Genomic DNA, 26,765 nt, shown 5'->3' on the forward strand with positions numbered 1-26,765 from the left:
TCTAAATAATTTTTAATTGGTTAATTGTGCATTTTTTAAAAACGGATCTCCATCGACCATCTCATTATCATTTTTTAATAATAGATAACCAAAAACGCCTGCTATCATAACGATGATGGATATAATAATAAAGGTGTAGTTATAACCGATAGTATCTCTTAACATACCTAGTGGAGTAGAGAGTAAAACTGAACCAATTTGACCTGAAATTTGTAAACCTACTAAATATAAAGTGGCAGATAACTTTGGATCAAAATGTAATGTGATATATCTAAAGGTCGGTAACATAAATAGTGGTACTTCTAAAGCGTGCATCATTTTTATCATCGACATTAATATTGGACTATCGGTTGAAGCACTTAAGCCAATTCTAGTGAACATAACTGTCACGCCTAACATTAATGTCGGTTTTACACCTATTTTCATCATAATGATTGGTACAATTCCCATCATGATTGCTTCACAAAATACCTGTAGAGAATTGAGATTACCATACATAGTTTGACCAGTTTTTTCATTATCGAATAACTTTGTATAGAAATCTGGGAACATTTGCCCGTCATAAATACCATAAAAAGTACCTGTAAACATAATAAAGAGCATAACAACCCAGAGGTGCTTCATCTTCAAAGTAGCAATCATATCTTTAGCGGTAGGTATCGAGTCATCTTTAGGATTATCGCGTAAATTATTAATCATTTCTTTTTCTTTTTTAGGTTTGAGTAACAATAAGTTGATTAGCAAAAATAATCCTAGTACAGAACCTAGCCAAAAATTAAAATCCGGGTTAATGACAAATAAATGTCCAGCAATAAGAGCAGATACTGCAAATCCAACAGAACCCCAAGCCCTAGCTTGTCCATATTTAAAATTGAAGAAGCGGCTTAGCTTTTCTGAAATGGTTTCATAGACACCAGATGCAGATAGAAATCCTGCTGATAAAAAAACGGAACCAACGATTACGCCTAAAATGAAATGTTGTTGAATTAAATTTTTATAAATTAAAGTGAAAAATGGACCGACAAGAATAGACGCTGATGCGCAAAAGATAACTAAAGTTCTTTTGATTACTAATTTATCTTGAATTAAACCATAGACAAATAATAAGACTATCGTAAATAGTGAGTTGACTGAATAAATTGTCCCAATTTCAGTGCCGGATAAACCTAAACCACTATCCTTGGAAGCAAGCCAAATTTGAAAAAGTGACCACCATATAGACCAAGATGCAAAATATAAAAACATCGTTAATGAACTTTGAATATAAGACACATTTTTAAAAGGTTGAACATATTTAGAAATCTTCAAATTACATTACCCCTTTCGACTACCTATATTTGTAAACGCTTTCTTAGGAGTTTAAAGTGTTTTTTTGTATATGTCAACCGGTTGACATATCGTGTCAGAAGTTACAGTTGTTTAAATTGTGAACTTTGTCTATAGATAAGTGTATAAGATGATGGGGTGTAAGGCATTGCAACGATTTGCAAATGATAAAGCAAGAATAAAAAAATATATGAAAATAATTCGTCCTTCCATAGATATTTTGTGGTAAATTAGTTTAGAAAATATATTTTGGAGGTTGAATGATGGAATCAACATTACCGAATTGTCCTGAATGTGGTTCAGAATACACATATGAGGATGGAAATTTATTGGTTTGCCCAATGTGTAATCATGAATGGTCAGCTGATGAAGATGACACTACTGCTGAAGTAAATGAAATTAAAGATGTAAATGGTCAAGTACTTAGTGATGGCGATGATGTTACAGTAGTTAAAGATTTAAAAGTGAAAGGTGTTTCGTCTGTAATCAAACAAGGCACTAAAGTAAAAGGTATTCGACTAGTTGATCCAGAGGATGGTCATGATATTGACTGTAAAGTGCCAGGTATTGGCCAAGTTGGATTGAAATCTTCTGTAGTTAAAAAAGTGAATAAATAACTTATTGTTATATTGAAACAAAAATGGATCCCAGAGGTTAGATGAAATCTAACTTTTGGGGTTTTAATTTTCTACATATACAGAGATAACGTACAAGAATCATTATAGTTTAAAAATATAAACTAAAGGAATTAATTTATTGATTATACCAATGCTCTGCATTGCATTATTACTATTCATTAGCTTAAAAGTAGTAAATAATAGTCAACTAGGTATCAGTCAAAATAATCTACAGCAGAGTAATATCTCTGAAAATATTAAGAATAACTGGAGCTATTTCATTATCTTATTAGGACCTTTATTTGCTAGATCTATTATATTTTATGGGTTTAACACATTTTTGGTTTTATATTGGATTAAAGAGCTTAACCAAAGTCAAACTTCGGGCAGTTTTGCTTTAGGATTATTATTTATTGTTGGTGCTTTGGGTACACTTTTAGGTGGGAAACTCGGAGATAGCTTAGGTTATAGCAAAGTTATTAAATATGACTTTATATTACTTCCGATATTTATATTCATATTTGTGGTGGCAAAAAATATGCTACTTTTTTATATATTATTAATACCTATCGGGATACTTATTTTTATTTCTTACAGTCCAATCGTAATATTAGCGCAGCAATATTTAAAGAAAAGTATGGGTCTAGCTTCTGGAGTTAGTCTAGGGTTATCGGTTAGCGTTGGAGGAATTGTAACACCGTTACTTGGTAAAATAGGGGATTTGTATAACCTTTCAGCTGTACTAGTTACGTTAGGTGTTTTAGCTTTAATAACGATTCTGCCAGCATTTTTATTAAAAGATACTGTAAATTAGCATCACTGTAAATTTAGAAAAATAATCAATGATGACAGAGAACCCCAAATCTAATGTGTTAGATTTTGGGGTTCTTATACTTTGCGTAAAATAAATTGTTGTTTAAGTAGTTACAGTAATTTAAATAAAATAACGAGTGTGTTTAATATAGTGATAATTAAAAATATTAATTTTATTTTAGATTTATCAATAATTGAAAAACACCATAAAATCACACTATATAATGCTGCAGATAATAGTATTGTGAAGATTATAAGTATGGGATTTTGAGAAACACTAACACCATCGTTTAGTAGTGTTAATACAGCAGTAATTATCGCACCTGGTAAAATTGAAGTTATAAAGAGAAAAACATTTAAACCAATAGAGAACTTTTGCTTTGTACCTAATACACCAACGATAATTTTATAAATTAAAGACTGAAAAATAATGAGAATGAGTCCACAAAGGACTGTTAAAATATTTAACCAAAATAATGCTAATACGGAATTTATATGTATATCTAATGGCATATGTGCTACTTTATTTTCTAAAATTGATTTAGCGGATATTTGAATAGTAGCTGTATAAATAATGACAAATACAACAGTTAAAACAATTTGATACTTTGTTAGTTTAATCATGAGCACCATCCTTTCAAAGATAAATAAATTTCAAGCGATTCTATTACTGCAGATATCCAATAAAGTGGAAATAGATAAACGAGTATTTTAGTAACAAGTTCCTTAAATTTTGTTCTTTCCTTTTTAATAAACTTAAATAAAATAAATCTAAATTTTCTAGAGAAATATAAAATTAATACCCAACCTATTAACTCGAAAGGGATATGAATAGTCGAAAATAATAAATGTTCTAAGTTAGTAGACTTCATGATACTTCCTATAATAATTCCGAGATAAAAACTATTGATAACGATGATTAGAATAGCAGTGATATCTGTTAGGATAATTAATAATAAGCCTATTAACATATTATGGATAAATATATTTAATACATTTTTCTCTTCTATAAAAGGAGAACTTTTTGGTAATTCAATAGATAGGCAAAAAGCAATTGAAATTATTATCGGTACTATTATGATTAAGCTATATGCTAAAAAAAGTAATAATACATTATGACGTTTAATCATAAATATTTATCCATCTCAATAATTTTAAAATTTGATATGTAAAATCTTTTAGCAATTGGGACCTCAATATCATTATGTGAGATATAAATAATTGTTCTTTTGAAGTTTTTTGATAAATTAATAAAAATTTTCGATAACGATGCTTTAGATGCTTTATCTAATGCATTAAAAGGTTCATCCAATAGAACGATTTTATCTTCATTAATAAATGAAATAATGATAGTTAATTTTTGTTGTTGGCCTAAGGACATATTTTTATATCTTGTTGTAATCAGTGGCTGTATATTTAATGCTTGAAATATTTGAATATAGTCGACAAATTCATCAGTTTTTTTATTGTTTAATTTAAAAAATAGTAATATTAATTCTTTACCGGTTAATTCATTAAATGGCAAGCATTCGGTAGTGATAAATTCGAAATCTTGATTTGGGGAAATAGCAAAATTAGTTTGAAGATTTCCAGATAATATGTGGAATAAAGTTGTTTTTCCGATACCATTATCTCCATCAATTCTATTTATAGTTTCTTTGCTAATGGTAAAATTGGCGTTTTGAAAGATAACTTTATCTGCATATTGAAAATTTAAATTTGAGATTTTAATATCAGTCATGGATATTCGCCTCAATTCTATTTTTAAAGTTAGTTTTTCCTTCTTTTTTAAATATAATGGCTAATACGACTAATAATATGTATGAAATAAAGGTAACTATGGTTAATTTATTTGTCAGATGATAAGAAATATTTTTGGTAGTTATTAACATGATGCTTATACCTATTAAAAAAATATAAGGTAATTGTTTTTTTGTGTGTTGTCTTAAATTTTCTCTTTGGGAAATAGATAATATTTTAAAGCTATATAATGAAAATGCACTGTCTATATGCCAAATTAAGAATAATAAAGGAAATAACCACCATAGCCAGTGATTAAATAGATATATGCTTTCTATAAAAAATACAAAAGCCATTGAAATAAGTATTATTAAATTATTGCGTTCTAATATTTTTAATAAATCTACTTCTGTAGTTATTGGTTTAAGCGTATATTTAACAAAGTTAGCGTACCAATCTATATTAATAAGTATAGGATTTTGAATTTGTATAGTAATTATTGAAATACAATATAGTAGTAAAATATAGCCGATAAATTGTATCTGAGTTAGGGAAATGGATAAAGCTTTAGGAAGTGATATAGCAAGGTATTGACCGATTAATAAAAGTACTGGAACATTTAAAAACACAGGATATTTAACCTTGAATATATGATTGAATATTATAAGTTGGGATTTTCTATTATTAGTATTAAACGCTTTATTAACTAACAGATGATAACAAATTGCGATTAGGGTGATCATTTCGCCACCATACCAAATACGTGATTCTATATTTAAACTAAAGAAAATAGCAACATTGTATAAGCAAAGTCCAGTGAAAAATATATAAGCTGAATTTATAAATATTTGATGATAACATCTAACTATTATAAGTATGAATATTAATAATAGTAATGTGGTCCACACATTATAGAATCGACTTATTGCACATAAAATTAAAATGATGGAAGCTAAATATTCTTGACCAAAAATAATTTTATATATCATATTTAAATAAAATGATCGCTTATTTATGACAGTTTTTTTATTTATAGAAATGAGCACAGCAGTTAACTTTGTAATTAATATGATTAAAAATGAAAGTATAAATATTTGAAAATTTAAATCGTTGATGTCTACTGAATACTTATCTAGAAGCATTTGTGCATTAATTGGGACGAACAATATCATACATACGGCTACTATTAAAGAAATGATATTCATCCAAATGCTTGATTTAACAAAAAGAAGAGCGTAAGGTTCAAGTTCTATAAAATATCTTTGTAAATATACGCTCAATTTACTTTCTTTTTGGCGGATATATTGCATTACAACATACTTTAGCATATGAACCCACCCCCATTAAATTAGAGTTACCATTTTATAAATGATCTTAAAGCCATTCTTTTAACAGCAGCCCATATTGTATATGCACCTATACTAGCTAAAACAAATGAGGCAACAATACTCGCTACAGTTGCACCCCAACCAATGAAATTCAAAGCATAATACAATGATGTTGCAGTTGCTGCATTAAGCCCCATGGCTGCAGCAGCATTAAATAAAGGTCCAATTAACAAAACGGCTAACGAGGATATTACAATAAACACAGCAATCTTTATTTCTTCTCTTTGATTCTTCAATCTTAAAAACATAAAAATGCCTCCTTTAATGTAATCGATAATAGTGCTATTTCTAAGTTAAGTATATAATTACAATATATACTGGTCAATAAGAATTTAAATTTATAAATAATTATTTACTTCGAATTAAAAAAGTATAATATGATATTTTGTCCTTATTTTTTACAAATCATTTTAGGAATTATCTATAAATACAGCTCCTTAATCTAAGTGATAGAATAAGGAGCTGTATTTATTATGTGTAAGTAATTAAACTCTATTTGTTGTATATATTGAGTGATTATTAACTATTTGAAATTAGTTTATTTCACTGTAGTACCCATCCAAATGGGTCATTTAGTGTACTCCAGTTCAAATTAATTTCATCTTGTTGTAATAGGCATTGATCCAATTCATGTTCAATTTGTTTTCTGTCTAAATTAGTTCCTATTATAACGAATTGAGTATTACGATCTCCGTATTCTAAATCCCACATTTCTTTTACATCTTCTCGTTCATTTAAAATAGTGCGTTGGGCGGATGGTGCCATAGACGCAACCCAATATGTAACAGGATTAAGTTCTACTGCTGAACCTGCTTGTGAGAATAAACAAGCGACATTGTTATATTGTGCTAGCCAAACAATGCCTTTAGCTCTAACGATATTTTTGCCCATTGCTTCAATCCAATGATTAAATCTATCAGCATGAAATGGCAATCTCCTACTGTATACGAATGAGGAAATACCATATTCTTCAGTTTCTGGTGTATGTGTTTCATGGCCGCCCTGTGTCAACTCTCTAATCCAACCTGCAGAACCACTTGCAGTTTCATAATCAAATCTTTGAGTATTTAATACATCTGTTAAATTAACTTGGCCATGAGTCGTACGAATAAATTTAGCTTCAGGTTGTAATTTACGTAATATTTGTTCTAGTTCGTTTAATTTTTCTGAACTAACTAAATCTGTTTTATTTAAAATAAGGACATTACAAAATTCAATTTGATCGATTAATAAATCAGCAATGGTACGCTCATCTTCATTACTAACACCTTGATCTCTATCATTAAGTAAATCTTGAGATTGTATGTCATTAATAAATCGATTTGCGTCTACAACAGTAACCATTGTATCTAAACGACATAATTTTGATAAATCAATGCCCATTTCTTCGTCCATATATGAAAATGTTTGTGCAACAGGAACGGGTTCTGAAATCCCTGTAGATTCAATAACAATTTGCTCAATGTCACCATGCTTACATAATTTCTCAACTTCTTGTAGTAAATCTTCGCGCAAAGTGCAGCAGATGCAACCATTTGATAGTTCGACCAATTTTTCATCTGTTCTGGAAATGCCGCCACCATCAGCAATTAAGTCCTTATCTATATTAACTTCACTCATATCATTAACTATAACTGCAATTTTGAGGCCTTGGCGGTTGTTTAAAATATTATTTAGAACGGTAGTCTTACCAGCACCTAAATAACCACTTAGCACTGTTACTGGTATTTCATTCATAAAAATCCTCCTCATCTATTAAATCGTAACGATTACGATTTAATAGATTATATTATAATTATTCTAAAATAACAATAGTTTGAAATGGCATCCTTATCAGTGAAGAAAGAAGTAGACATAAAAAATCCCCTTTACTATATAGCGAGTAAGGGGGATTCAATATTAATATTATCACTGGAAAATCAGTTTATATTATAAAAATGAAGTACAGTGATTGAAAAGCTAGTTTTCGGCACTGTTTGTGTCAGCAGTATGTTCATTTTCAACTGTAGAGCCAGTGTCTTCGCGTGGCAAAGTAGCATCATCTTCAGAAGCTTTATTTGTTTCCTGCTGTTCAAATGCATAGGTTTTCTTTTGATTTGAGACATTTTCTAGCATTTGCGTTAAATTAAAACCAGTCATCTGATTTAGTCCTTCTTCAGCATTAGCCATTTGAGCAATAATGCCGTTTGATAGTGAGTTGACACCTTCGCCATTTCCACCGTCTAAGATACGAATATTTTCAACATTAGATAGCGGTTCTGCAATGGCTCTAGCAAATTCAGGCATAGTTTTAATCATTAATTCTGCTAATATAACATCTTTATTTTCTGCAAGTGCATTTGCACGTTCTCTTAAACCATCGGCTTTTGCTTTTTCTTGTTCTCTAATGACTTCAGCTTCAGCTTTACCTTCTTTAATACGTGCTTCATAGTCAGCTTCAGCTTGTTTAATACGAATTGTTGCGTCAGTTTCTGATTGTTGACGACGGACATCATCTTTTTGACGTTGAATACGTACATCATTTTCGCGTTCCATTTGAATTAAATGTAACTCGTTTTCTTTTTCCGTACGTTCTACATTCAATTGCTTTTCTTTAATTTCTAAAGCTCTAGATTCTCTTTCTAATTGACCAGAAGCTTCAGCTTGAGCCTGAGCTTTGTTTGTCTCGCTCAAGATTGCTTGTTCTTTTAAGTCCTTTTCTCTACGTGAGTCAGCGACATTCATCTGACGAGAAATTTTTTCTTTTTCGGTCAGTTCAGTATTTTCAGCTAATTTCATTTCAGTTTCACGTGATGCATCACTTTCGGCGATATCGGCTTTTTTCTTAATTTTTGCAATTTCAGGCTTACCTAAGTTTTCTAGGTAGCCTTCATTATCACTAATATCAGATAAGCCTAATGAAGTGATGCTGAATCCCATGTTGTTCAATTGTGATTGTGCAACTTCTGTTACTTTATTGTTAAAGGCTTCTCTATCAGAATTGATTTCTTCAACAGTCATTTTAGATAAAATTGCTCTAAGGTTCGTATTCAATACTTGTGAAATTTCGTCAGAGACCTCATTTTTTGATTTACCTAAAAATTGCTCAGCATATTTTACGATACCTTCTAATTGATCTGCTACTTTTACAGTTGCTACAGCTTCAGCTTCGATACCAACACCTGCTTTGGTCCAAACAAGTGGTGTTTTAATTTCGAGCTGAAATGATTTTAATGAAATACGTGTTGATGATTGGAACATTTTCATTCTATAGCCACCACCACGAACAACTCTTAAATGTCGACCTTCATCATCTTGATAGACATTTGATTCTGTCTTTGGATCACCAATGTTTGGGCCTGTGATAATCAATGCTTCATTTGATGGTACAGTTTTAAATCTTGCCTTCATATAAAGGTACCAGACGATGGCGCCTAGTAATACAAGACCTATGATGACTGCGATACCAATTAATACTAATAAATTCATATGTATAAGCTCCTAATTCTTTATTAATTAAAAATATTTATATATACAATTTTATTATAAAAATATTATAAAGTATATAGTTTATTAAAGAGTTTGTATGTTAAAAATAATATTTTGAAATTTATTAGTATAAATATATCAAGCATAAAATTAATAGTAATGGCTAATGGTGGTATGAAAAAAATCCCTCCATAAATAATGGGGGGATGCTTTAAGTTCTATAGTATCGCGTATAGAAAGTATTAGTCATTCACTTTGTCGAATGATTTTGGATAAAAATTAAATTTCATTTCACTCATCGGTAACCATCTGAACCATACTTTACCTACAACAGAATCTTTTGAAATTAAGCCTAAATCTTTCCGGCTATCATTACTCACAAATCTATTGTCTCCAAGGACTAAGTATTTTCCTTTAGGTATTTTCTCTTTGCCGCCGGAGTGTTTTGTATCTGATACATCAAAGTTTTCAGTGAGATATTTCTCAATTTTGTTTTTCTTATTTAACGTTAAATATGGTTCTTTTACGAGTTTACCGTTAATGTAAAGTTTATCTTTTTTACTTTCAACCGTGTCTCCTGGTTTACCGATTAAGCGTTTGATATAATCGTCTTTTTTCGTGGCATGGAAAATAATGACATCGCCTCTATCAATTGTGTTCATACGTGTTGATAGTTTATTGACGACAAGTTTATCACCATCTTCGAAAGTAGGTGCCATTGAGCTTCCGCTTACGGTGTAGCCCGTTAATAAAAATGCAGTTACAATCCAAGCAACCGCCACACCTATTGCAATAGAAACAATCCATTCAATAATATTTTTCATCAACTATTCCACCCTGTTTTCATCATTTTTTACTTGTATTTATAAGAAAAGTCTACTATTAAAAATGTGTGGAGTCTATATATAAACATTTATAATTTTTCAATAAATATAATTATTATATTTTATTGTATTGTGTATATTCCTGTTATATCATAAATAGTTGAAAGAAACATTATTATGTGAGGAAAGGATTAGAATTATGTTTCATTATTACAAGTTGTTTTGGCTTAATATGTTTAAACTTAATGGCAGAGCAAGACGGAAAGAATTTTGGTATCCGGTGCTTATGAATATCATCGTATCTATAGTAGGCTCGTTGATAAATAATGTCTTGGCATTACCAAATTGGTTTGCTATATCAGTGGCAACTATTTTTAATATTGCTTCGACTATAGCGATGTTTACTGTGACGGTAAGACGTAATCACGATATCGGTATGACAATGAAATTTGCAACGGTACTTTATGGACTAACGATAGTTTTTAGTATTTTAGAATTTGGCCCTGTATATAAAGGAGTGAGCAGCATCCCAATACCAGAGTTTGTGTCTATGATAATAGGGGTGATTGTGGGGATAGTCTTTCTAGTATTATGTATTATTTCAATTGCACTTTGTGCGACAAGTGGACAAAAAGAGCCAAACCAATATGGTAAAAATCCAAAATATGCATAGCTACTAGTCGCTTAATCGGTAATTTATATCGGAAATGAAATTATTTTGAATGAAGGTAAAAGAAAATGAATAGAACATATCTAGGTAATATCATATTTGCTGTTTGGTGTGTTGGCATATGGGGATTACTCTGTATTATGACGGTATTTGATATTAAGATAGTTCAACAGATAGGCGGATTTATTATATTTGTACTTTTGTCTGTTGTAATAAGATATTTAATTCAGAAATTTGTAGTCAATGTTCAAACGAAAGACCCAGTAATCAAATTTAAAGGCGGGTTAATGTATGGAAGCTCCAAAGATATTAAAGTGGGAGCGAAAGATCAGAATTAGTTTAGTAATACTCTTTTTTATTGTGTCGATGATAAATCTCATTGTTAGTGATGCGATGGGCTTTGGGAACTATGCGGATAACCAATTCACAATTATATGTATATACAGTGTATTGTTGATATTGAACAGCATATTGTATACATGTGGAAAGTTTAGAGATAAACAGATACGTAGCTTTATTTTCAATTTTCAAGCCTTGGCTTTTCTCAATATTATGATAGTAGGGTTGATACTATACTTTAATGTGGATGAAATCATGGATAAATTGGTATTGTGGACTCTGTTTGCCCTGATTAATGCTATTTATTTAGGTATTATTGAACATCATTATAAGAAGTCGACGACAGTATCAAATACGCATATACATAACAATTAAATTTCAAAGCAAAAACCTCCGGTAAATTCTATTTAGCTGGAGGTTATTTATTTTCAGAAAAAACCGACTTATATCTTTAAAATATAAGACATCCGGAAGTCTTGTTTTTCAAAAAAATGTATAAATATTTAGTTTTTGTAATCTTTATAATGATTACGCTTACAATTAAATTTTGTTTTTAAAAAAATTAATTTATTTTTAAATAACTCGTCATTAGTCTATATAAGTTTGTTACACTAATACGTAAGTTTTTTAATTTGTGACCCAATCAGGAGGTTATTATGAAGAAGCAAATGCATTTGGCTTCACTTGTATATAGTACTGGTTTGCACCCAGCATCTTGGAGGTTAGATGATTCGAAAATTGAACAAATCGGTTCTATTGGATACCAACAAGAAATAGCGCAAATTGCAGAACGTGGCTGTCTAGATGCAATATTTTTGGCAGACGGACAATATATATCAGGTGAACAGACAGGTCATTTATCATATTTTTTAGAACCAATCACAGCTTTAACGGCGATTTCTCAAGTCACGAAGCATATTGGTTTAATTGGTACGATTTCGACTACATTCTATGATCCTTACAATGTGGCTCGGCTACTAGGTAGTCTAGATCACATTAGTAATGGTAGAGCGGGACTCAATATAGTAACCTCGCAACTTGATATTGAAGGTCAGAATCATTCAATGGAAGTGTTGCCGCCTTTGGAGCAAAGGTATGCACGAGCGGAAGAATTTGTTACTGTGTTGAAAAAGTTATGGCAGTCATTTGACTATAAAGCATTAATTCATAATAGAGCGACAGGTAAAGGTATTGATTTTTCACTTGTTCAAGAGATTAATCATCATGGTCAGTATTTTCAAGTCAAAGGACCGATTAATTTACCTTCAAGCCCTCAAGTCTATCCAGTATTGTGCCAAGCTGGTACATCGCTACCAGGTCGAAAGTTGGCAGCACAACATGTGGATATGATTTTTTCTATTGCTTGGAATCAAGAAGATGCGAAGCAATTTAAAGAAGACATAGAGCAGCGAGTAGCACAACTCGATAGTAATGTAGATAGTCCATTGGTATTACCAGGATTATCGGTGTATGTTGCTGATACAATCGAAGAAGCTGAGCAAAAAGCTGCGCAATTAAATGCATATACTGATATGGATAAGAAAATTCAACAAATAGAACAAAGTATCGGTCAAGATACAACAACGTGGCAATTGGATGGACCAGTCCCTCAATTGCCTCCTTATGAAGCATTAACCGTAAAGGTTGGGTCGAAAGCACGTTATCAAGCGATACAACGAGCAGTGGAGGTTGAACGATTAACATTTAGAGATTTAATTACACGCGTAGATACATGGATGGGACATAAGACGATTGTTGGTGATCCAACAATGGTTGCGGATATGATGCAAACGTGGTTTGAAAGTGGTAGCTGTGATGGTTTTATCCTAATGCCACCAACATATCCTGATATGTTTGAAGCTTTTGTTAATAAAGTGATTCCTATATTACAAGAAAGAGGCATTTTTAGAACTGAGTATACTGAGAAAACATTAAGAGAACGTATAAAAAGAGAGGTAACTTCACATTAAATTTTCAAATTGGAAAGATAAAATAGATTGGCCAGTATTTACCGTTAGTGGTGGCATACTTGTATTATTTGTTATTATGTCATCATTGTTTACCGAAGCAACAACACACGTAGTTAAGTCAGGATTTCAATTATCAATCACTTATTTTGGAGCATTTTGGCAAATATTATTATTAGCTACATTTGCAGTAGGATTATTTTTAGCATTTTCAAAATATGGAAATGTTCGTTTAGGTAATGCTACTGAACCGGAAATGAGTTATTTTAAATGGGCCGCAATTGTTATTACATCAGGATTAGGCGCAGGAGCTATTTTCTGGGCAGCAGCTGAACCGATGTATTATTTTATTGATGTACCACCAACTATGGGTGGTGGCATCAAAGATAAAAGTATGGCTGCAGTTCCTGCTGCAATGGCACAGTCATTTACTTCATGGGGCTTTACAGCGTGGGCAGTTTATGGTGCAGTCAGTGGCATTGTCATTATGTATGCACATTATAATAAAGGTTTGAAATTAAGACCACGTACATTACTTTATCCAATATTTGGTGATAAAATTGAACGAAATTATACAGGGTCAGTCATCGACGTGTTTTGTATTCTAGGTGCCGTTGCTGGTACAATCGGAACGATTGGTTTCTTTGGTTTCCAATTTAGTTATTGGTTACATAGCATTTTAGGCGTTCCAGATAATTTGATGACACAAGTATGTTCTGTGGTAGGTTTAATGATTATCGTTACGATTTCTGCTACTACAGGAATTGAAAAAGGAATCCAATTTCTTAGTAAATTAAATGTTTGGTTAGCAATTGGCGTAGCAGTCTTTATCTTGTTAATTGGTCCCGGTAGATTTATTATAGATACTCTGATTTCATCGTATGGTGTGTACTTAACGAAGTTTTTAGAAATAAGTACATTTAGAGGAGATAATAAATGGGCTGGCTCATGGATGTTGTTCTTCTTTGGTTGGTTTATTGGTTATGGACCATTAATGGGTATGTTAGTTGCTCGTGTGTCAAAAGGACGTACAATTCGAGAGATATTTATTTTAGTATCAATCGTTGCGAGTGTTGTATCACATGTTTGGTTTACGATTCTGGGCGGTAGTGGGTTATTTTATGAAACTAAAGATAGTGGCGCTATAAGTAATCCATTATCTGAAAAAGGCTTGCCTGCAGCGGTTATTTCAATAGCGAATCACTTACCATTGGGTACTGTTTTAGTTATCGTATTGTTGATCTTAACGCTTATATTCGTCATCACAACGGCAGATACAATGTCGTTTTCAATTTCGATGTCTGTTACTGGTGAGGGAGATCCACCTAAGATGGTTCGAGTATTTTGGGTAGCGATAATGGCAGTCATTTCTATTATATTAATAAATATAGGTGAAGGCAGTATTGATGCGATTCAGTCCTTTATCATAGTCACCGCGGTACCGATATCTATTATCATGTTACCAGTGGTATGGACAGCACCTAAGATTGCGCATAAATTAGCAGTTGCACAAAATCTCGTTCCTGAAAAACAACCTAAAAAGCATAAAGAGAAGATAATTAGTAAAGATTAAACAAAGCATTGTTGATATGTTTCAACTGTATTAGTAACCTATTGGTTCAGTCCAATAGGTTATTTTTTATATAAATCGAATAAAGTAATTTCGTTTGTCATTATAATGTTTATGAGGGCATAAGATTTATGTATTTGTTATTATATATAGAATGGAAATAACTTGAATTCACAGAAGTGAAATTTACGATATGTTATATATTAAAAATTACAGAACCTTTTAACTGGAAACTAAGGAGAATTAAAATGGAAATACAAAAGCATTATAAAATAGCGATTCAACTATTAGTATTTTTATTATTTGTTTTTTTGGTTTTTGCCAATACACCTGTTATTTATGTGATTATTTATGCTTTGACAGCAGCACTATTATTGATACATACACTTTTTTCTAAATTCAAATTAAAAATAAAGTTCATATTTAGTGGGATATATATTCTAATATTAGTATTACAACAAATATATATTAATAATGCGGTTTTTCTAAATGATGACTTGTGGTTAGTAACACTTATAAAAAAAATAATAGGTATTATAGCCATCTTTTTACCATATTTTATTCGTTATATTCATTATTTGTATAGGCTAGAGCATCAATTCAATATAAGTGAAAATTCTAATATAACATTTGATATGTTGACTGTAATAAATAGAAGGAAAAATGATTTTAGAAATAATTTGAACAAAGGGAAAGTGGTTTTGTCTAAGGACAATATAACTGAAATTGCTCAGGATATACCAAGACATAGTTATTTTAAATACCTAAGTAAGGGTAGTCTGAGTGAAACATATTTTGAAGAATGTGAAAAAAGCTTATCTGATGAAAATATATATATTGTCTTATCTAGTACAGGAAGTTCGGCAAGTGAATTGATTTCATTATTTACTAAAAAAGCATATAATCATGTTTCTTTAAGTTTTGATAAAGATTTACGAACAACTATCAGTTATAACGGCGGAGAAAATGTGACGTTACCAGGTTTGAATCAGGAACAGTTAAATTCATTTCATAAAAAAGATGATGCAAGTATTATGGTATATAAAATAAATGCCCCAGTAGAAAATAAAAAACGTATTATAGAAAAAATAAAAGAAATCAATGAAACGGGTAGTGCATATAATTTGGTCGGTTTAATTACAAAAGTTTCCATCAGACCTAATATTATGTTTTGCTCTCAATTTATATATAGCATACTTCAAGTGGGTGGTTTAGCTTATTTTAAATCAGTAAATACAAAAGTAAAACCAACAGATTTTGTAGAAAATGACTACTATAGGAAATTAGAATTTTGTTATGAAATTAACTTTAAAGATATATAGAAGAGGAGTAACGATATATTTTGAATAACCAAAAAATAAAACTAGATAATACAGCTTTAATACATATGGCTTCAAAGAATAATGATTGGTCAAACATATTTAGACTATCGGTGAATTTAAATGATGTGGTTAATCCGCATATTTTACAAAAGGCTTTATATAATATAACGCATAGATTTCCAACTATTATAGCAAGTATACACAAAGGCTGGCTTTGGTATTATCAAAAAGCGGTTACGTCATACCCTGTTGTCTCAAAAGAGAAATATTTATTAAAACCAATGTCAAAAGAAGAAATTGAACGTTGTGCTACACGCGTAATGTATTCAGATAAATCAATAATTGTAGAATTGTTCCATTCAATAACAGATGGTAAAGGGGGAGTTATTTTTTTAAAGTCCCTATTATTTGAGTATCTTAAACTTAAAGAAAATATAAATGTAGAAAAATTAGAAACTTGGGACATTTTAAATGTGGAAGATTCACCTTTACAAAGTGAACTTAGAGATGAATATAAGGAAATAATTGCGGATAGCCCTTCGTCCAATATCAAAGAAACTAAGAATAATATATTTCAATTTAAAAGTAAAAATGACACTCATCTAAGTCTGACTAATTTCAATTTTGATATAAATAAGATAAAACCAGTAGCTAAAAGTTACAATGTTAGCTTAACTGTGCTTATAACATCTATTATTGCTAAATCTATAATAAACATACAACGAGCAGAAATGGACATGAAAGAACAAAAAACAGTTAAACTGTTTTTACCAATAGATTTACGCAATATATTTGGTAAAAATACATTGCGAAACTTTGTGTTTTATATTAAGCCCGAAATTGATCCAAATCAATCAAAATCTGCATTTAGTGATATTATTTGTTCGATAGAAAACCAAATGAAACAAGGTTTGAAAAAAGAGAATTTAGAAACTAGAATTGAAAAAAATGTTAAAATACAAAATAATTCATTAGTGAAAATAATACCATTACCTTTAAAGGAAAAGGTATTAAGATATGCATTTAAAACAAGTGAAAAGTCTACAGCATTAACTGTATCTAATTTGGGTATAGTGGAAATGCCTGATTCAATGAAAAAATATATCCAACGGTTTGATTGTATATTAAACACTAGATCAAAGACTCCTTATAACTGTGGAATTATTAGTTATAATAATTATTTGTGTATGAATTTTATAAGAAACTGTGAAACTGCAGTGCTAGAAAATGAAATTGCACATCTACTAAGTGAATTATCGATAGAATATGGAGTAGAAAGTAAACTGTATTATTAATCTATTGGTTCAGTCCAATAGGTTATTTTTTTATATTCAGTACTCAAAGCAATTTCATTTGTCATTGTAATATTTATTGATATAATCGGATTAAATTTATGGGTTGTACGGACAAAAAACACTTTATGTGTGGGCTGTAATCTGCAGTAGGTATTCAGTTACTAGATATTTTCAGCATCTATTTCATAAATTGACTTTCAAAGGAAAAGGGGTTAAATAAAATGCAATATCGTGAACTAGGAAAGACAGGTATGAAAATTAGTGAGGTAAGTTTTGGAACTTGGGCCATCGGTGGAGCATGGGGAAAAACAAATGATGAAGCTGCTTTAGAGTCACTTGAGTATGCCATTGAGCAAGGGGTGAATTTCTTTGACACTGCAGATGTCTATGGCGATGGTCATAGTGAGGAGTTATTAGCACAAGCAACAAAAGGAAAAGAAGACGAAATCTATATAGCCACAAAGTTTTGTAGACAAGGAGATATTGCAGATCCAAATAATTACACTTATGAAAAGGTTAATGCGTATTGTGAGGATAGCTTACGCCGTTTAAATAGAAAGTCTATTGATTTATTTCAAATTCACTGTCCTGCAACTGAAATTTTAAGAAAAGGTAGTGTCTTTAAAGTTCTAGATCAATTGAAAGCAGAAGGGAAAATTAAGCACTATGGTGTGAGTGTAGAATCAGTTGAGGAAGGACTGATTTGTTTACAGTATCCTAATGTAGAAAGTCTACAAATCATCTTTAATATATTCCGACAAAAACCATTGGAGCGCTTGCTTTCTGAAGCGCATCAACAAGGTGTTGGTATACTTACGCGCTTACCATTAGCAAGTGGATTGTTAACAGGTAAATTTACTGTCGATAGTACATTTGAAGCGGACGATCATCGTAATTTTAATGAAAATGGTGAATCATTTAATGTGGGAGAGACGTTTGCTGGTCTTGGATTAAGAAAAGGTGTTGAGTTAGCAGATCAATTAAGATGGATTGCTGATGATCGACCATCAATGACAAATGCAGCACTGCGTTGGATTCTTGACCATGAAGCCGTTACTGCCGTGATACCAGGCTTTAAAAATTTAGAGCAAGTTAAAGGCAATATAGAAACATTAAATACACAATCATTTTCTGAAGCAGAGCATGAACAATTGAGACAGTTTTATCAAGATGAGGTAGCAGAACACATTAGAGGTGTATATTAATATAGCAGAGTGAAGCGATTGGATAAACTCATCCCCCAAAGCATTATTGAATCATGAAATCTATCGGTTTATTTAAATCGATGGATTTTTTGCGTTTTATAATGCTTATTAAATACGAATGATGATACGTGAACATGTGACCCAGTAGGACTATTTATCACACTTATTATATTTAGATTCCTAAAAAGATTAATTCTATACATAATTATAAATACGAGTAAATATAATTATTGTTTGTTATACTTTTGATAATTAACAGAACGTTCAAGGGGGATGTTTATGCCGGATTTAACAAAGAAAGTTGCGTTAATTACGGGTGCCAATCGAGGACAAGGAAAGGTTATTGCTCAGCACTTTGACGCATTAGGTGCCAATGTTGTAGTGGGAGCACGTAATTTAAGAGATGCGATAGATGTTGAAGAAACGTTAGATAATGAAGCTTTATCGATTCAATTAAATGTAACTGATGAGGATGACTGGAAATATGCTATACAAAAAACAGTAAAAACATTTGGGAAGATAGATATTCTTGTTAATAATGCTGGAATTTATTTGAATAAGTCATTTTTAGAGACAACATTGGCTTCATACAAACAATTGATTCAAACGAATCAAATCGGTACATTTTTGGGTATGCAACATGTTGCCAAACAAATGAAAGTACAACTATCAGGTTCCATTATAAATACTGTATCTATTTCTTCATTTTCACCTATTCAAGCCTCTTCACTGTATGCTTCAACTAAGGCTGCGGTGACAACGATGTCAAAAGCGGCAGCCATGGAGCTTGGAGAGTATGGTGTACGTGTGAACATGGTACATCCAGGTGGGGTGAATACAGGGATGTTCTCTGATAGTAGTGAAGGACTGGATTTTTATGAGCATATACCACTAAAGAGAATCGGCCAACCGATGGATATTGCACAAGCAGTCGCATTCCTCGCTTCTGAAGAAAGTGCATATTGTACGGGAGCAGAAATAGTAGTAGACGGCGGTATGACATTAGGGACAAAAGACCATAAATAAACTGTTCTAACATTGAGTTAGAACAGAATATATGAGAAGTAAATCACAGTCGTTACAGTTAGAGCACTTAGCAGCGTTGAAAAAAGTACGATTTGTGCATGTAGTTCTGGTTCTACCTGATACTCCATTGCGATTGTTGAGGTGTTTCTCGAAGTTGGAAACGAACTCGCAATAAATAAGGATTGTGCAACGACACCATCTATACGCAATAAATAAATGAGCGCCAAAGAAAGTGCCGGTCCAATGATTAAACGACCAACAAGTGACCACGTGATAACACGCTGAAAGAAATTAATTTTGATTTTAGCGAGTTGTGCACCTAATACGATTAAAGCAATGGCAATAAATGCATCTGCAAGGTGGTTTAATGGTAACAGTATTGGCTTAGGAAGAGATAATTTAAAGAAATTGAAAATAATACCTAATATCAATGCATGAAATACAGGTAAGCGTAAAAAGGAAATAATAATTTCTTTAATGGTTTTCGTTGTTGAAAGGATATTATAAATACCATAAGTATACGTCAATAAATTTTGGAAAATGAGGATAAATACTTGTATGGAAACGCCAATAGGATTATGACTAAAGATTAAGTTGCTTACTGGCAAACCGTAATTCCCCGAATTCATCAATGAAATACTATTTTTTAGTGCGGCATCTTGCCCAGGTTCTAACTTTAAAAATTTACAGATAATGTGACTAAAAATGATTAATATGAAGCTATATAATATTACATAATAAATGATTTGTAGTAACACATCTGTCTTGATATCGACATTTAAAATGTTGACGAATACCGAAGCAGGCATCAAACAATAGGTAATTAAAGCAGAAAATTGACGTAAATCGAATTCAAATTTAATTTGAAGTACGACACCTAAGAGGATGAGTAATAATATAGGTACAAGTACTTCTAGTATGATGAACAAAAACATAGATATTACCTCTTTTAGTAATAATGTAGCATATGAAATTACTTTAAGATAATAAGAATAAACAATCTTTTATAATAGTATTTTATTAATTTTTAATTTAAAGATGAATTGTAGGTATTAAACTTTGATGATTGTATGTTAATCTGAAAATTATAATTATTATTTACCTTGGTAACTATCAATATAAATTAAATCTAATTTTTTCTATTTAAATAAAATTGAAAATAAAGTGTAGTGAATGAGATGTTGGATGACTTACAAGGTTAGCTTTAAATCCGCTTAGCACATTATAAACAATAGGTAATTACAGATAAATTGAGGAGTGGCACAATATGGATTTTTATACTAGAGATTTACAGGCGAGTGATGTTCATGGATTATATGAATTATATGCGCATCCAGAGGTGGCAAAATATCAATTATGGGATGTTGCGACCTATGAAGAAACGGAACAATTTATTAGTTCAGTTTTAGAAAAAGAAGAAAACTGGATTTATAATGTAATTATAAATCCAGATACAGATAAAATTATTGGTATCGTTCAACTCATAGTTGATAATGAAAATAAAAGTGCAGAAATAGGCTTTATTGTACATCCTGATTATTGGGAACAAGGCATCGCTTCAGATATTGCTGCTACAATGGTTAAATATGGCTTTAAAGTTCTGAAATTAAATCGAATTTGGGGTTCATTAGATGCTAGAAATGTTGCTGCACGTGTCGTGTTACAGAAAGCAAATATGAAGCATGAAGCAGTGTTACGTGAAGACAAAGTGATCGAAGATGGTTATAGAGATACGTTGATTTTTGCTATCATTAAAAGTGAATACTAAAATATAAATACAATTTCAAGGCTTTATATTATTTACAGTATAGATAAAGAGGACACTCAAACTTAAAACTTTGAGTGTCCTCTTTATTTGTTATTTTTCTAATTTATTAATCGTTACATCTAAATTAAAATATTTTTGTAGCAGTTGTTTATAGTTACTTGAAGTTACCGGATATTTTTCTTTCTGTTGGCCTTTGGTCAATGTAAGTTGTTCGTGCGACATGGTTGCTCGACCAAAGTCTTGTGGTTGTGTAATCAACAATTTTTGAACAAAAATTGAATCGGGATGGTACTGATTATAATCAATGTTATAGTTAAATGTCTCAATAGACTTTGCGATTAAGTCAGCTTCATACTGTGTAACCCAGGAGCCTTTAATTAATTTTTGACTATAAATTATTTGATTATCAGTAGTGATAGCACGATATTGACCATTGATATCATCGATAATTTGCTCATTTTCTTCTATGGAAATAGGTAGTGCCTGAATCGGCAAATCACCAAACCCAACGTCTGTCACGTATCGTTGCTCATCAACTGTTACAATTAGTGATACATGTGACCCCTTTAAACTTCTTCCACCACCAGGGATATGAATCGTTGCAGAAACCATATCAACGGTAAACCCTTTGGCTTCAAGATATGCTTTGAAAAGGCTGTTAAGTTCGTAACAAAAACCACCGCGATGGTGATTAACCACTTTATTAAAAATATCGTCAATCGACACAGAAATTGCTACACCATTTTGAACATCAATATTTTCGAAGGGTACTGTAAACATAAAGCGTTGCATATAATAATTTAATGCGTGAACAGAAGGCTTTGGATATATACTGGTATCAATGTTTAAATGCTTTTCTAGTTTTTTAATATTCATAAAAACAACCCACTTTTTTATTTATAGATTACACTTTATATTGTAAAACTATGATTAAATTTAACAAGAAAAGTACATTGCTTAACTAAATGCTTAGTGTTTAACCGTTTCTTGACCACGTTTGTTCCATGTGAATGTAAAGCTAATCATCGCTAAGACACTAATGACAGTAAGTAACATAAATCCAGCATCCCAACCAAGGTGATCAACTAACAGACCCATGATAATATTTGCCATAACAGCACCACCTAAATAACCAAACAAACCAGTTAAACCTGCGGCAGTACCTGCTGCTTTCTTAGGAACATAGTCTAAAGCTTGTAAGCCTATTAACATTACTGGCCCATAAATTAAGAAACCAATAGCAATAAGCGCTATATTATCAACTAATGGATTACCTGGTGGATTTAACCAATAAACTACAACGGCAATCGTCACACCTAACATAAAAATAAATCCAGCTGGACCACGACGTCCCTTAAAGACTTTGTCAGAAATATACCCACATAATAATGTACCTGGTATACCTGCCCATTCATATAAGAAATATGCCCAACCAGATGCTTCTAAGTTGAAATCTTTCTCTTCACTTAAATAAGTAGGTGCCCAGTCTAATACGCCATAACGTACAAAATAGACAAAAATATTAGCGATAGCAATGGCCCAAACCCATTTATTGTTCAGTACATATTTGAACAATATTTCTTTAGTAGTTAGCTCTGTTTCTAAAGTTTGTTTAGACTTATTATCATAGTCGTCTTTATATGCTTCGATAGGCGGTAAGCCTTGAGATTGGGGAGTATCTCTAATTAATATATATGCAATAATTGCAATTACAATAGCTACAAGTGCTGGAAGTATAAAGGTACCTTCAAACCCTTTTAAATAACCAAATGAAAATGTGCCGACCAATGTCACACCGAATAAAGCTAGTGGTGCCATTAAACCGCCACCGACATTATGTGCTACATTCCAAATGGCAGTCTTACTACCACGTTCACTAACACTATACCAATGAACAAGTACACGACCTGAAGGCGGCCAACCCATGCCTTGGAACCAACCATTGAGAAACATCATTACAAAAATTATAAAAATACTAGATGTTAGTGCTGGAATAAATCCTAATAGTAAATTCACAACCGCCGTTAAAATCAAACCGAGTGTTAAAAATGTTCTGGCATTACTTCGATCACTGACGGTACCCATTACAAATTTACTAATACCATAAGCAATTGAAACTGCAGATAAGGCAATTCCAAGGCCGGACTTACTAAAACCTTCATCAATTAAATATGGCATAGCCAGTGAAAAGTTTTTTCTTAATAAATAATAACCTGCATACCCTAGAAAAATACCGATGAAAACTTGTAGCCTTAAGCGTTTATATGTTTCGTCTACCTTTTCATTTGGCAGTGGCTCAATGTGTTGGGCAGGCTTTAAAAAATTAAACATATGTAGACCTCCTATATAATTTTGTAAAAAACTTATTAATTTAATGTTAATTTTATATGAATGTGTAAGCGTTAACAACACTATATTGACTTTTCTTTTAATAAATATTAATTCAGAATGCACAATGAAAATGATTTGAAAAAGATAATGAATGTTATTCACTAGATAAAAATTTGATTAGAATGATGTAGTAAAAAGTAGGTAGAAGTACATCTAACGGACATTTCTAACAGTTCATAGGAGAGAAGAAGTTAATAAGTATATTATTATACTGTAATGTATCAACTGAATTTCTTTTGTAACTAATTGGTTGCAATTTAAAGACAAAGGATAGTGCCTAGAACCCCTTCATATTGAGGGTGCTATATAAGTACAAAGTCGTAGAAAATATTTCAAAATTGGCTCTACAACAACATCGAAATGCAATAATTGTCTTTATTTATACAACTTATGCAACGATTTTATTAATAGGCTGTAACCTATGAAATCGAATTATACGCTATAGTATTTTATGTAATCTAATTACAAATTAGAAATTTTGTTGCTTACCAGTTTTCAAACTGATAGGCATTGGGAGGATTTAATTATGAGAAAAACATTATTAACTACGATAGCAGCAATCTCATTAGGAGCTACAGGATTAGGAACAAGTGCACATGCGGCAGAACAAAATAATAACTGTGGACCAAATGGTCAACCACAAGCATCACAACATGGTCAACAAATGTCGCAACAACACAGCCAAAGTGAGCATAAATTCAATCAACCAAAGCAAGTTAAATTTAACAACGACAATAATAAACAATATAATACACAACAAGTTTCAACGACACAAAATCAACAAAACGACAAAACAAATGCTGATAAGACTTCAACGACAAAATCAAGTCAATCAACATCTAACACAACTTCAAGTTCATCAGATTCGTCAACAACAAGCAGTGATAGCACAAGCTCAGTTTATCAACAATTTTTAGCTGCTGGTGGTACGAAAGCATTATGGGAAAGCATTGTATTACCTGAATCAGGTGGAGATCCAGATGCAGTGAATTCATCAGGATATAAAGGACTAGGTCAAACAAAAGAATCATGGGGTACGGGTTCAGTCGCTACCCAAACAAAAGGTATGATTAATTATGCCAAAGAACGCTATGGTTCTATCGAAGCTGCCATTGAATTCCGTGAAGCTAACGGTTGGTGGTAAGATCAATCCAAACCGCAATTTAAAAAGTAAATGATATGTCTAATTAAAAGTTAAATAATAAAAAAGTTCCCAGTTTAGTAAAACAGGTGAAACTTCACAATTGAGTGAAGCTTCACCTGTTTTTTATGTAAGGAAACTTTACAAGTAAATGTTAGGTTAATTTACGGAAATTCGTACTCCTATCTATCTCGTGTTATCTTCAGAAAAAATATTTCATAAAATGAAATATGATAGAAGGTAGGAATATACATGGAAATATTAACCAACTTACGTGAAGAGAAACATTTAAGTATCTCGAGATTAGTTATTTTACTTAATGATAAGTATGAAAAAAATTATGAAATCTATCAAATCATTAATTGGGAAAATGGACATGAACAAATTCCTCAGAAAGATTTAGAACTATTGTGTGATTATTATGAGTATCCGATAGAAAAGCTATCATTTTTGTAAATAATTAATTTTTTTAAGTTATGATGGTATTATATTTAACCTATAAACATCTCTAATGCCAAAAATACCTCTTACTAATTCTAGTGAGAGGTATTTTTATGATTAGATATAAAATCACAATTTATATTCTATTGAAATTATACAAAAAAGGTGTATGATGAAAGTGAATAATTACACTTTGATAAAATGATATAAAATGGGAGTGATTTATTATGCGTAAAGTAGGGAAGGTACTTTCAGCAACTGTCGTTATATCAACACTTATTGTAGGTTCATCAGCAGCATATATTACAAGTGATAGTAAAGATGCACAAGCAGCAGAGCAAGTTCAAAAATGGGGACACGGTGAAGGTGGTTCTAGCAATGGTAATGTTGAAGGTGATACTCATTTAAAAGCCGAAACACCATGGTATAACTATGAAGGTTATACGACATATGATCCGTCATTCACACAAGATTATAACTTCGTTCGTGCACTAAAATATGAAAACGTATCAATCAATGGTTATAAAATAGACCCAAATTCTAATGGAGGATATGATTATTCGAAAACAGTGTATGATACAACGATTAACTTTAATGATAAAGATGAAGTTGCGATGATAGAATTTGATACTAAACCCGATACAATAACAAAGAAAGAATTTAAACAAGCACATAAGAGTAATAATATTTTAACCGAAGGAACTACCCCTGGAGATGTAGGTACTTTTGTTAGATATGAAACAAAAGATAGTTATTATAATGTATATTTTGATAAACAAGGTTATTTATATGAGATTGAAATACATTCATAATTATGACTTGGTATTTAGTTAAGAAATCTATAGTATCGCCTATCTTAACTCATTTTCTTATATGTACTCATATTACACATCGTTCGTTATAGAGTTATAATACACTTATCAAAAACGTTTAATCATCTGTGCACCAAAGAGTCTGGGACATAAATAACCAGCATTAAGCCCATCAAAGATTTTGATCTTTGATGGGCTTGTTATTTATATCAATACCTTTGTATTGTTATTGCTCGCTTACCTAGGGGGATGGGCTGAGCCTTGATCTCGACACTCACCCTACTCCCTCAGGTGGCTCGTAAACAATACGAAGTGTCTTATGATGAAATAAAAGACTAATGTCCCAGACCTTTTTTGGTGTGGTTAGTCGTTTAATTATCATTACGATTGCCTAACCAATAAGCAAATAGCGCAACGAGACAACCACTTAATGCTGTGGTTATGATGTCTACAAAAACTTTAATCAAATTGTGTGCACCTTCCTCTCTACGTCAAATTGACGCCTGAGGATAGGCGACGATTTAAGTATATAATAGTAGTTAAATTAAAAATTAGCGTATATGATGTGGAAAATGATGGGAATATAGTTATATTTGAATAAGAATATAAGAAACAGTCTATATACTACATATAATAAATAAT

Annotated in this window: 27 protein-coding genes; 14 read left to right on the forward strand and 13 right to left on the reverse strand. The window is 31.4% G+C overall.

The genetic code is table 11. The annotated features are described in order from the left end of the window. Positions 1-12 precede the first annotated feature (12 nt). Positions 13-1,308, reverse strand: coding sequence for an oligosaccharide MFS transporter (locus MHZ36_RS00650; RefSeq protein ID WP_239228952.1), 1,296 nt, complete (start codon positions 1,306-1,308; stop codon positions 13-15). A 281-nt stretch (positions 1,309-1,589) separates the two neighbouring features. Between MHZ36_RS00650 and MHZ36_RS00655 the strand changes: the two genes are divergently transcribed. Both MHZ36_RS00655 and MHZ36_RS00660 read left to right on the forward strand, forming a co-directional pair. After that, positions 1,590-1,943, forward strand: a complete 354-nt coding sequence (locus MHZ36_RS00655) for a zinc ribbon domain-containing protein YjdM (protein ID WP_239228953.1) — start codon at positions 1,590-1,592, stop codon at positions 1,941-1,943. Between the two features lie 139 nt (positions 1,944-2,082). After that, positions 2,083-2,757, forward strand: coding sequence for an MFS transporter (locus MHZ36_RS00660; protein ID WP_239228954.1), 675 nt, complete (start codon positions 2,083-2,085; stop codon positions 2,755-2,757). A gap of 110 nt (positions 2,758-2,867) precedes the next feature. Here the strand turns inward: MHZ36_RS00660 and MHZ36_RS00665 are convergent, their stop codons facing one another. The 8 genes from MHZ36_RS00665 to lepB all read right to left on the reverse strand — a co-directional run bounded on the left by MHZ36_RS00665 (position 2,868) and on the right by lepB (position 10,179). Further along, positions 2,868-3,380, reverse strand: a complete 513-nt coding sequence (locus MHZ36_RS00665) for a hypothetical protein (RefSeq protein ID WP_239228955.1) — start codon at positions 3,378-3,380, stop codon at positions 2,868-2,870. Next, positions 3,377-3,886 (reverse strand): hypothetical protein, encoded by a 510-nt coding sequence (locus MHZ36_RS00670; protein WP_239228956.1) that lies wholly within the window; start codon positions 3,884-3,886, stop codon positions 3,377-3,379. Before MHZ36_RS00670 ends, MHZ36_RS00665 begins: the two co-directional genes overlap by 4 nt. Next, on the reverse strand, positions 3,883-4,497 hold the full coding sequence (locus tag MHZ36_RS00675; protein WP_239228958.1) for an ATP-binding cassette domain-containing protein: 615 nt from the start codon (positions 4,495-4,497) through the stop codon (positions 3,883-3,885). The genes MHZ36_RS00670 and MHZ36_RS00675 overlap by 4 nt, the downstream gene beginning before the upstream one ends. Further along, entirely contained in the window at positions 4,490-5,824 is a 1,335-nt protein-coding gene (locus MHZ36_RS00680; protein ID WP_239228960.1) for a hypothetical protein, read from the reverse strand. Before MHZ36_RS00680 ends, MHZ36_RS00675 begins: the two co-directional genes overlap by 8 nt. A gap of 26 nt (positions 5,825-5,850) precedes the next feature. Beyond that, positions 5,851-6,132 carry a hypothetical protein gene (locus tag MHZ36_RS00685; protein WP_239228962.1) on the reverse strand — a complete coding sequence of 94 codons (282 nt, stop codon included), beginning with the start codon at positions 6,130-6,132 and terminating at the stop codon, positions 5,851-5,853. A 295-nt stretch (positions 6,133-6,427) separates the two neighbouring features. Next, positions 6,428-7,621 (reverse strand): GTP-binding protein, encoded by a 1,194-nt coding sequence (locus MHZ36_RS00690; RefSeq protein WP_239228963.1) that lies wholly within the window; start codon positions 7,619-7,621, stop codon positions 6,428-6,430. A 222-nt stretch (positions 7,622-7,843) separates the two neighbouring features. Further along, positions 7,844-9,352 (reverse strand): flotillin family protein, encoded by a 1,509-nt coding sequence (locus MHZ36_RS00695; protein ID WP_239228964.1) that lies wholly within the window; start codon positions 9,350-9,352, stop codon positions 7,844-7,846. 242 nt (positions 9,353-9,594) lie between these two features. Next, entirely contained in the window at positions 9,595-10,179 is a 585-nt protein-coding gene (gene lepB / locus MHZ36_RS00700; protein ID WP_239228965.1) for a signal peptidase I, read from the reverse strand. A 196-nt stretch (positions 10,180-10,375) separates the two neighbouring features. Between lepB and MHZ36_RS00705 the strand changes: the two genes are divergently transcribed. The 8 genes from MHZ36_RS00705 (at position 10,376) to MHZ36_RS00740 (ending at position 19,570) form a co-directional block, all read left to right on the forward strand. After that, positions 10,376-10,849, forward strand: coding sequence for a DUF805 domain-containing protein (locus MHZ36_RS00705; RefSeq protein WP_239228966.1), 474 nt, complete (start codon positions 10,376-10,378; stop codon positions 10,847-10,849). A gap of 65 nt (positions 10,850-10,914) precedes the next feature. Then, positions 10,915-11,184, forward strand: a complete 270-nt coding sequence (locus MHZ36_RS00710; protein ID WP_239228967.1) for a hypothetical protein — start codon at positions 10,915-10,917, stop codon at positions 11,182-11,184. Between the two features lie 657 nt (positions 11,185-11,841). Beyond that, positions 11,842-13,155: an NtaA/DmoA family FMN-dependent monooxygenase gene (locus tag MHZ36_RS00715; RefSeq protein ID WP_239228968.1), complete on the forward strand. Its 1,314-nt coding sequence runs from the start codon at positions 11,842-11,844 to the stop codon at positions 13,153-13,155. Next, positions 13,151-14,725, forward strand: a complete 1,575-nt coding sequence (locus tag MHZ36_RS00720) for a BCCT family transporter (RefSeq protein WP_343237193.1) — start codon at positions 13,151-13,153, stop codon at positions 14,723-14,725. The genes MHZ36_RS00715 and MHZ36_RS00720 overlap by 5 nt, the downstream gene beginning before the upstream one ends. Before the next feature lie 245 nt (positions 14,726-14,970). Next, positions 14,971-16,044 (forward strand): hypothetical protein, encoded by a 1,074-nt coding sequence (locus MHZ36_RS00725; protein ID WP_239228970.1) that lies wholly within the window; start codon positions 14,971-14,973, stop codon positions 16,042-16,044. Between the two features lie 20 nt (positions 16,045-16,064). After that, positions 16,065-17,339, forward strand: a complete 1,275-nt coding sequence (locus MHZ36_RS00730; RefSeq protein ID WP_239228971.1) for a hypothetical protein — start codon at positions 16,065-16,067, stop codon at positions 17,337-17,339. A gap of 221 nt (positions 17,340-17,560) precedes the next feature. Continuing rightward, positions 17,561-18,544, forward strand: a complete 984-nt coding sequence (locus MHZ36_RS00735) for an aldo/keto reductase (RefSeq protein WP_239228972.1) — start codon at positions 17,561-17,563, stop codon at positions 18,542-18,544. 279 nt (positions 18,545-18,823) lie between these two features. Continuing rightward, the gene (locus MHZ36_RS00740) at positions 18,824-19,570 is read left to right on the forward strand and encodes an SDR family NAD(P)-dependent oxidoreductase (RefSeq protein ID WP_239228973.1); all 747 of its coding nucleotides are present in this window, start codon (positions 18,824-18,826) and stop codon (positions 19,568-19,570) included. Positions 19,571-19,587: 17 nt separating this feature from the next. Here MHZ36_RS00740 and MHZ36_RS00745 read toward each other — a convergent pair whose 3' ends face one another. After that, the gene (locus MHZ36_RS00745) at positions 19,588-20,505 is read right to left on the reverse strand and encodes an AEC family transporter (RefSeq protein WP_239228974.1); all 918 of its coding nucleotides are present in this window, start codon (positions 20,503-20,505) and stop codon (positions 19,588-19,590) included. A 332-nt stretch (positions 20,506-20,837) separates the two neighbouring features. On the opposite strand from MHZ36_RS00745, the gene MHZ36_RS00750 reads away from it, so the two are divergent. Then, the gene (locus tag MHZ36_RS00750; protein WP_239228975.1) at positions 20,838-21,338 is read left to right on the forward strand and encodes a GNAT family N-acetyltransferase; all 501 of its coding nucleotides are present in this window, start codon (positions 20,838-20,840) and stop codon (positions 21,336-21,338) included. A gap of 90 nt (positions 21,339-21,428) precedes the next feature. On the opposite strand, the gene MHZ36_RS00755 is transcribed toward MHZ36_RS00750, so the two are convergent. Both MHZ36_RS00755 and glpT read right to left on the reverse strand, forming a co-directional pair. Beyond that, positions 21,429-22,214: an arylamine N-acetyltransferase family protein gene (locus tag MHZ36_RS00755; RefSeq protein ID WP_239228976.1), complete on the reverse strand. Its 786-nt coding sequence runs from the start codon at positions 22,212-22,214 to the stop codon at positions 21,429-21,431. A gap of 93 nt (positions 22,215-22,307) precedes the next feature. Then, positions 22,308-23,669, reverse strand: coding sequence for a glycerol-3-phosphate transporter (gene glpT, locus MHZ36_RS00760; RefSeq protein WP_239228977.1), 1,362 nt, complete (start codon positions 23,667-23,669; stop codon positions 22,308-22,310). Between the two features lie 586 nt (positions 23,670-24,255). Here glpT and MHZ36_RS00765 point away from each other — a divergent pair. From MHZ36_RS00765 to isaB, 3 genes are all read left to right on the forward strand, one after another. Continuing rightward, a complete protein-coding gene (locus MHZ36_RS00765) occupies positions 24,256-24,873 on the forward strand; it encodes an aggregation-promoting factor C-terminal-like domain-containing protein (RefSeq protein WP_343237184.1) in 618 nt (205 codons plus the stop codon). Positions 24,874-25,122: 249 nt separating this feature from the next. Then, a complete protein-coding gene (locus tag MHZ36_RS00770; protein WP_239228978.1) occupies positions 25,123-25,326 on the forward strand; it encodes an XRE family transcriptional regulator in 204 nt (67 codons plus the stop codon). Between the two features lie 212 nt (positions 25,327-25,538). Next, positions 25,539-26,123 (forward strand): immunodominant staphylococcal antigen IsaB family protein, encoded by a 585-nt coding sequence (gene isaB, locus MHZ36_RS00775; RefSeq protein ID WP_239228979.1) that lies wholly within the window; start codon positions 25,539-25,541, stop codon positions 26,121-26,123. Positions 26,124-26,494: 371 nt separating this feature from the next. On the opposite strand, the gene MHZ36_RS00780 is transcribed toward isaB, so the two are convergent. Next, positions 26,495-26,590: a type I toxin-antitoxin system Fst family toxin gene (locus MHZ36_RS00780; RefSeq protein WP_239228980.1), complete on the reverse strand. Its 96-nt coding sequence runs from the start codon at positions 26,588-26,590 to the stop codon at positions 26,495-26,497. Positions 26,591-26,765: the final 175 nt, after the last annotated feature.

This window comes from Staphylococcus sp. ACRSN (assembly GCF_022346615.1).
In the GTDB taxonomy this organism is placed as follows: Bacteria; Bacillota; Bacilli; order Staphylococcales; family Staphylococcaceae; genus Staphylococcus.

Coding starts and splice junctions, on each gene's coding strand:
- MHZ36_RS00710 (WP_239228967.1), top strand. CDS start 10,915: ATGAATAGAACATATCTAGGTAATATCATATTTGCTGTTTGGTGTGTT.
- MHZ36_RS00765 (WP_343237184.1), top strand. CDS start 24,256: ATGAGAAAAACATTATTAACTACGATAGCAGCAATCTCATTAGGAGCT.
- MHZ36_RS00690 (WP_239228963.1), bottom strand. CDS start 7,621: ATGAATGAAATACCAGTAACAGTGCTAAGTGGTTATTTAGGTGCTGGT.
- MHZ36_RS00740 (WP_239228973.1), top strand. CDS start 18,824: ATGCCGGATTTAACAAAGAAAGTTGCGTTAATTACGGGTGCCAATCGA.
- glpT (WP_239228977.1), bottom strand. CDS start 23,669: ATGTTTAATTTTTTAAAGCCTGCCCAACACATTGAGCCACTGCCAAAT.
- MHZ36_RS00675 (WP_239228958.1), bottom strand. CDS start 4,497: ATGACTGATATTAAAATCTCAAATTTAAATTTTCAATATGCAGATAAA.
- MHZ36_RS00670 (WP_239228956.1), bottom strand. CDS start 3,886: ATGATTAAACGTCATAATGTATTATTACTTTTTTTAGCATATAGCTTA.
- MHZ36_RS00745 (WP_239228974.1), bottom strand. CDS start 20,505: ATGTTTTTGTTCATCATACTAGAAGTACTTGTACCTATATTATTACTC.
- MHZ36_RS00705 (WP_239228966.1), top strand. CDS start 10,376: ATGTTTCATTATTACAAGTTGTTTTGGCTTAATATGTTTAAACTTAAT.
- MHZ36_RS00715 (WP_239228968.1), top strand. CDS start 11,842: ATGAAGAAGCAAATGCATTTGGCTTCACTTGTATATAGTACTGGTTTG.
- MHZ36_RS00725 (WP_239228970.1), top strand. CDS start 14,971: ATGGAAATACAAAAGCATTATAAAATAGCGATTCAACTATTAGTATTT.
- isaB (WP_239228979.1), top strand. CDS start 25,539: ATGCGTAAAGTAGGGAAGGTACTTTCAGCAACTGTCGTTATATCAACA.
- MHZ36_RS00750 (WP_239228975.1), top strand. CDS start 20,838: ATGGATTTTTATACTAGAGATTTACAGGCGAGTGATGTTCATGGATTA.
- MHZ36_RS00695 (WP_239228964.1), bottom strand. CDS start 9,352: ATGAATTTATTAGTATTAATTGGTATCGCAGTCATCATAGGTCTTGTA.
- MHZ36_RS00665 (WP_239228955.1), bottom strand. CDS start 3,380: ATGATTAAACTAACAAAGTATCAAATTGTTTTAACTGTTGTATTTGTC.
- MHZ36_RS00770 (WP_239228978.1), top strand. CDS start 25,123: ATGGAAATATTAACCAACTTACGTGAAGAGAAACATTTAAGTATCTCG.
- MHZ36_RS00680 (WP_239228960.1), bottom strand. CDS start 5,824: ATGCTAAAGTATGTTGTAATGCAATATATCCGCCAAAAAGAAAGTAAA.
- MHZ36_RS00685 (WP_239228962.1), bottom strand. CDS start 6,132: ATGTTTTTAAGATTGAAGAATCAAAGAGAAGAAATAAAGATTGCTGTG.
- MHZ36_RS00755 (WP_239228976.1), bottom strand. CDS start 22,214: ATGAATATTAAAAAACTAGAAAAGCATTTAAACATTGATACCAGTATA.
- MHZ36_RS00735 (WP_239228972.1), top strand. CDS start 17,561: ATGCAATATCGTGAACTAGGAAAGACAGGTATGAAAATTAGTGAGGTA.
- MHZ36_RS00655 (WP_239228953.1), top strand. CDS start 1,590: ATGGAATCAACATTACCGAATTGTCCTGAATGTGGTTCAGAATACACA.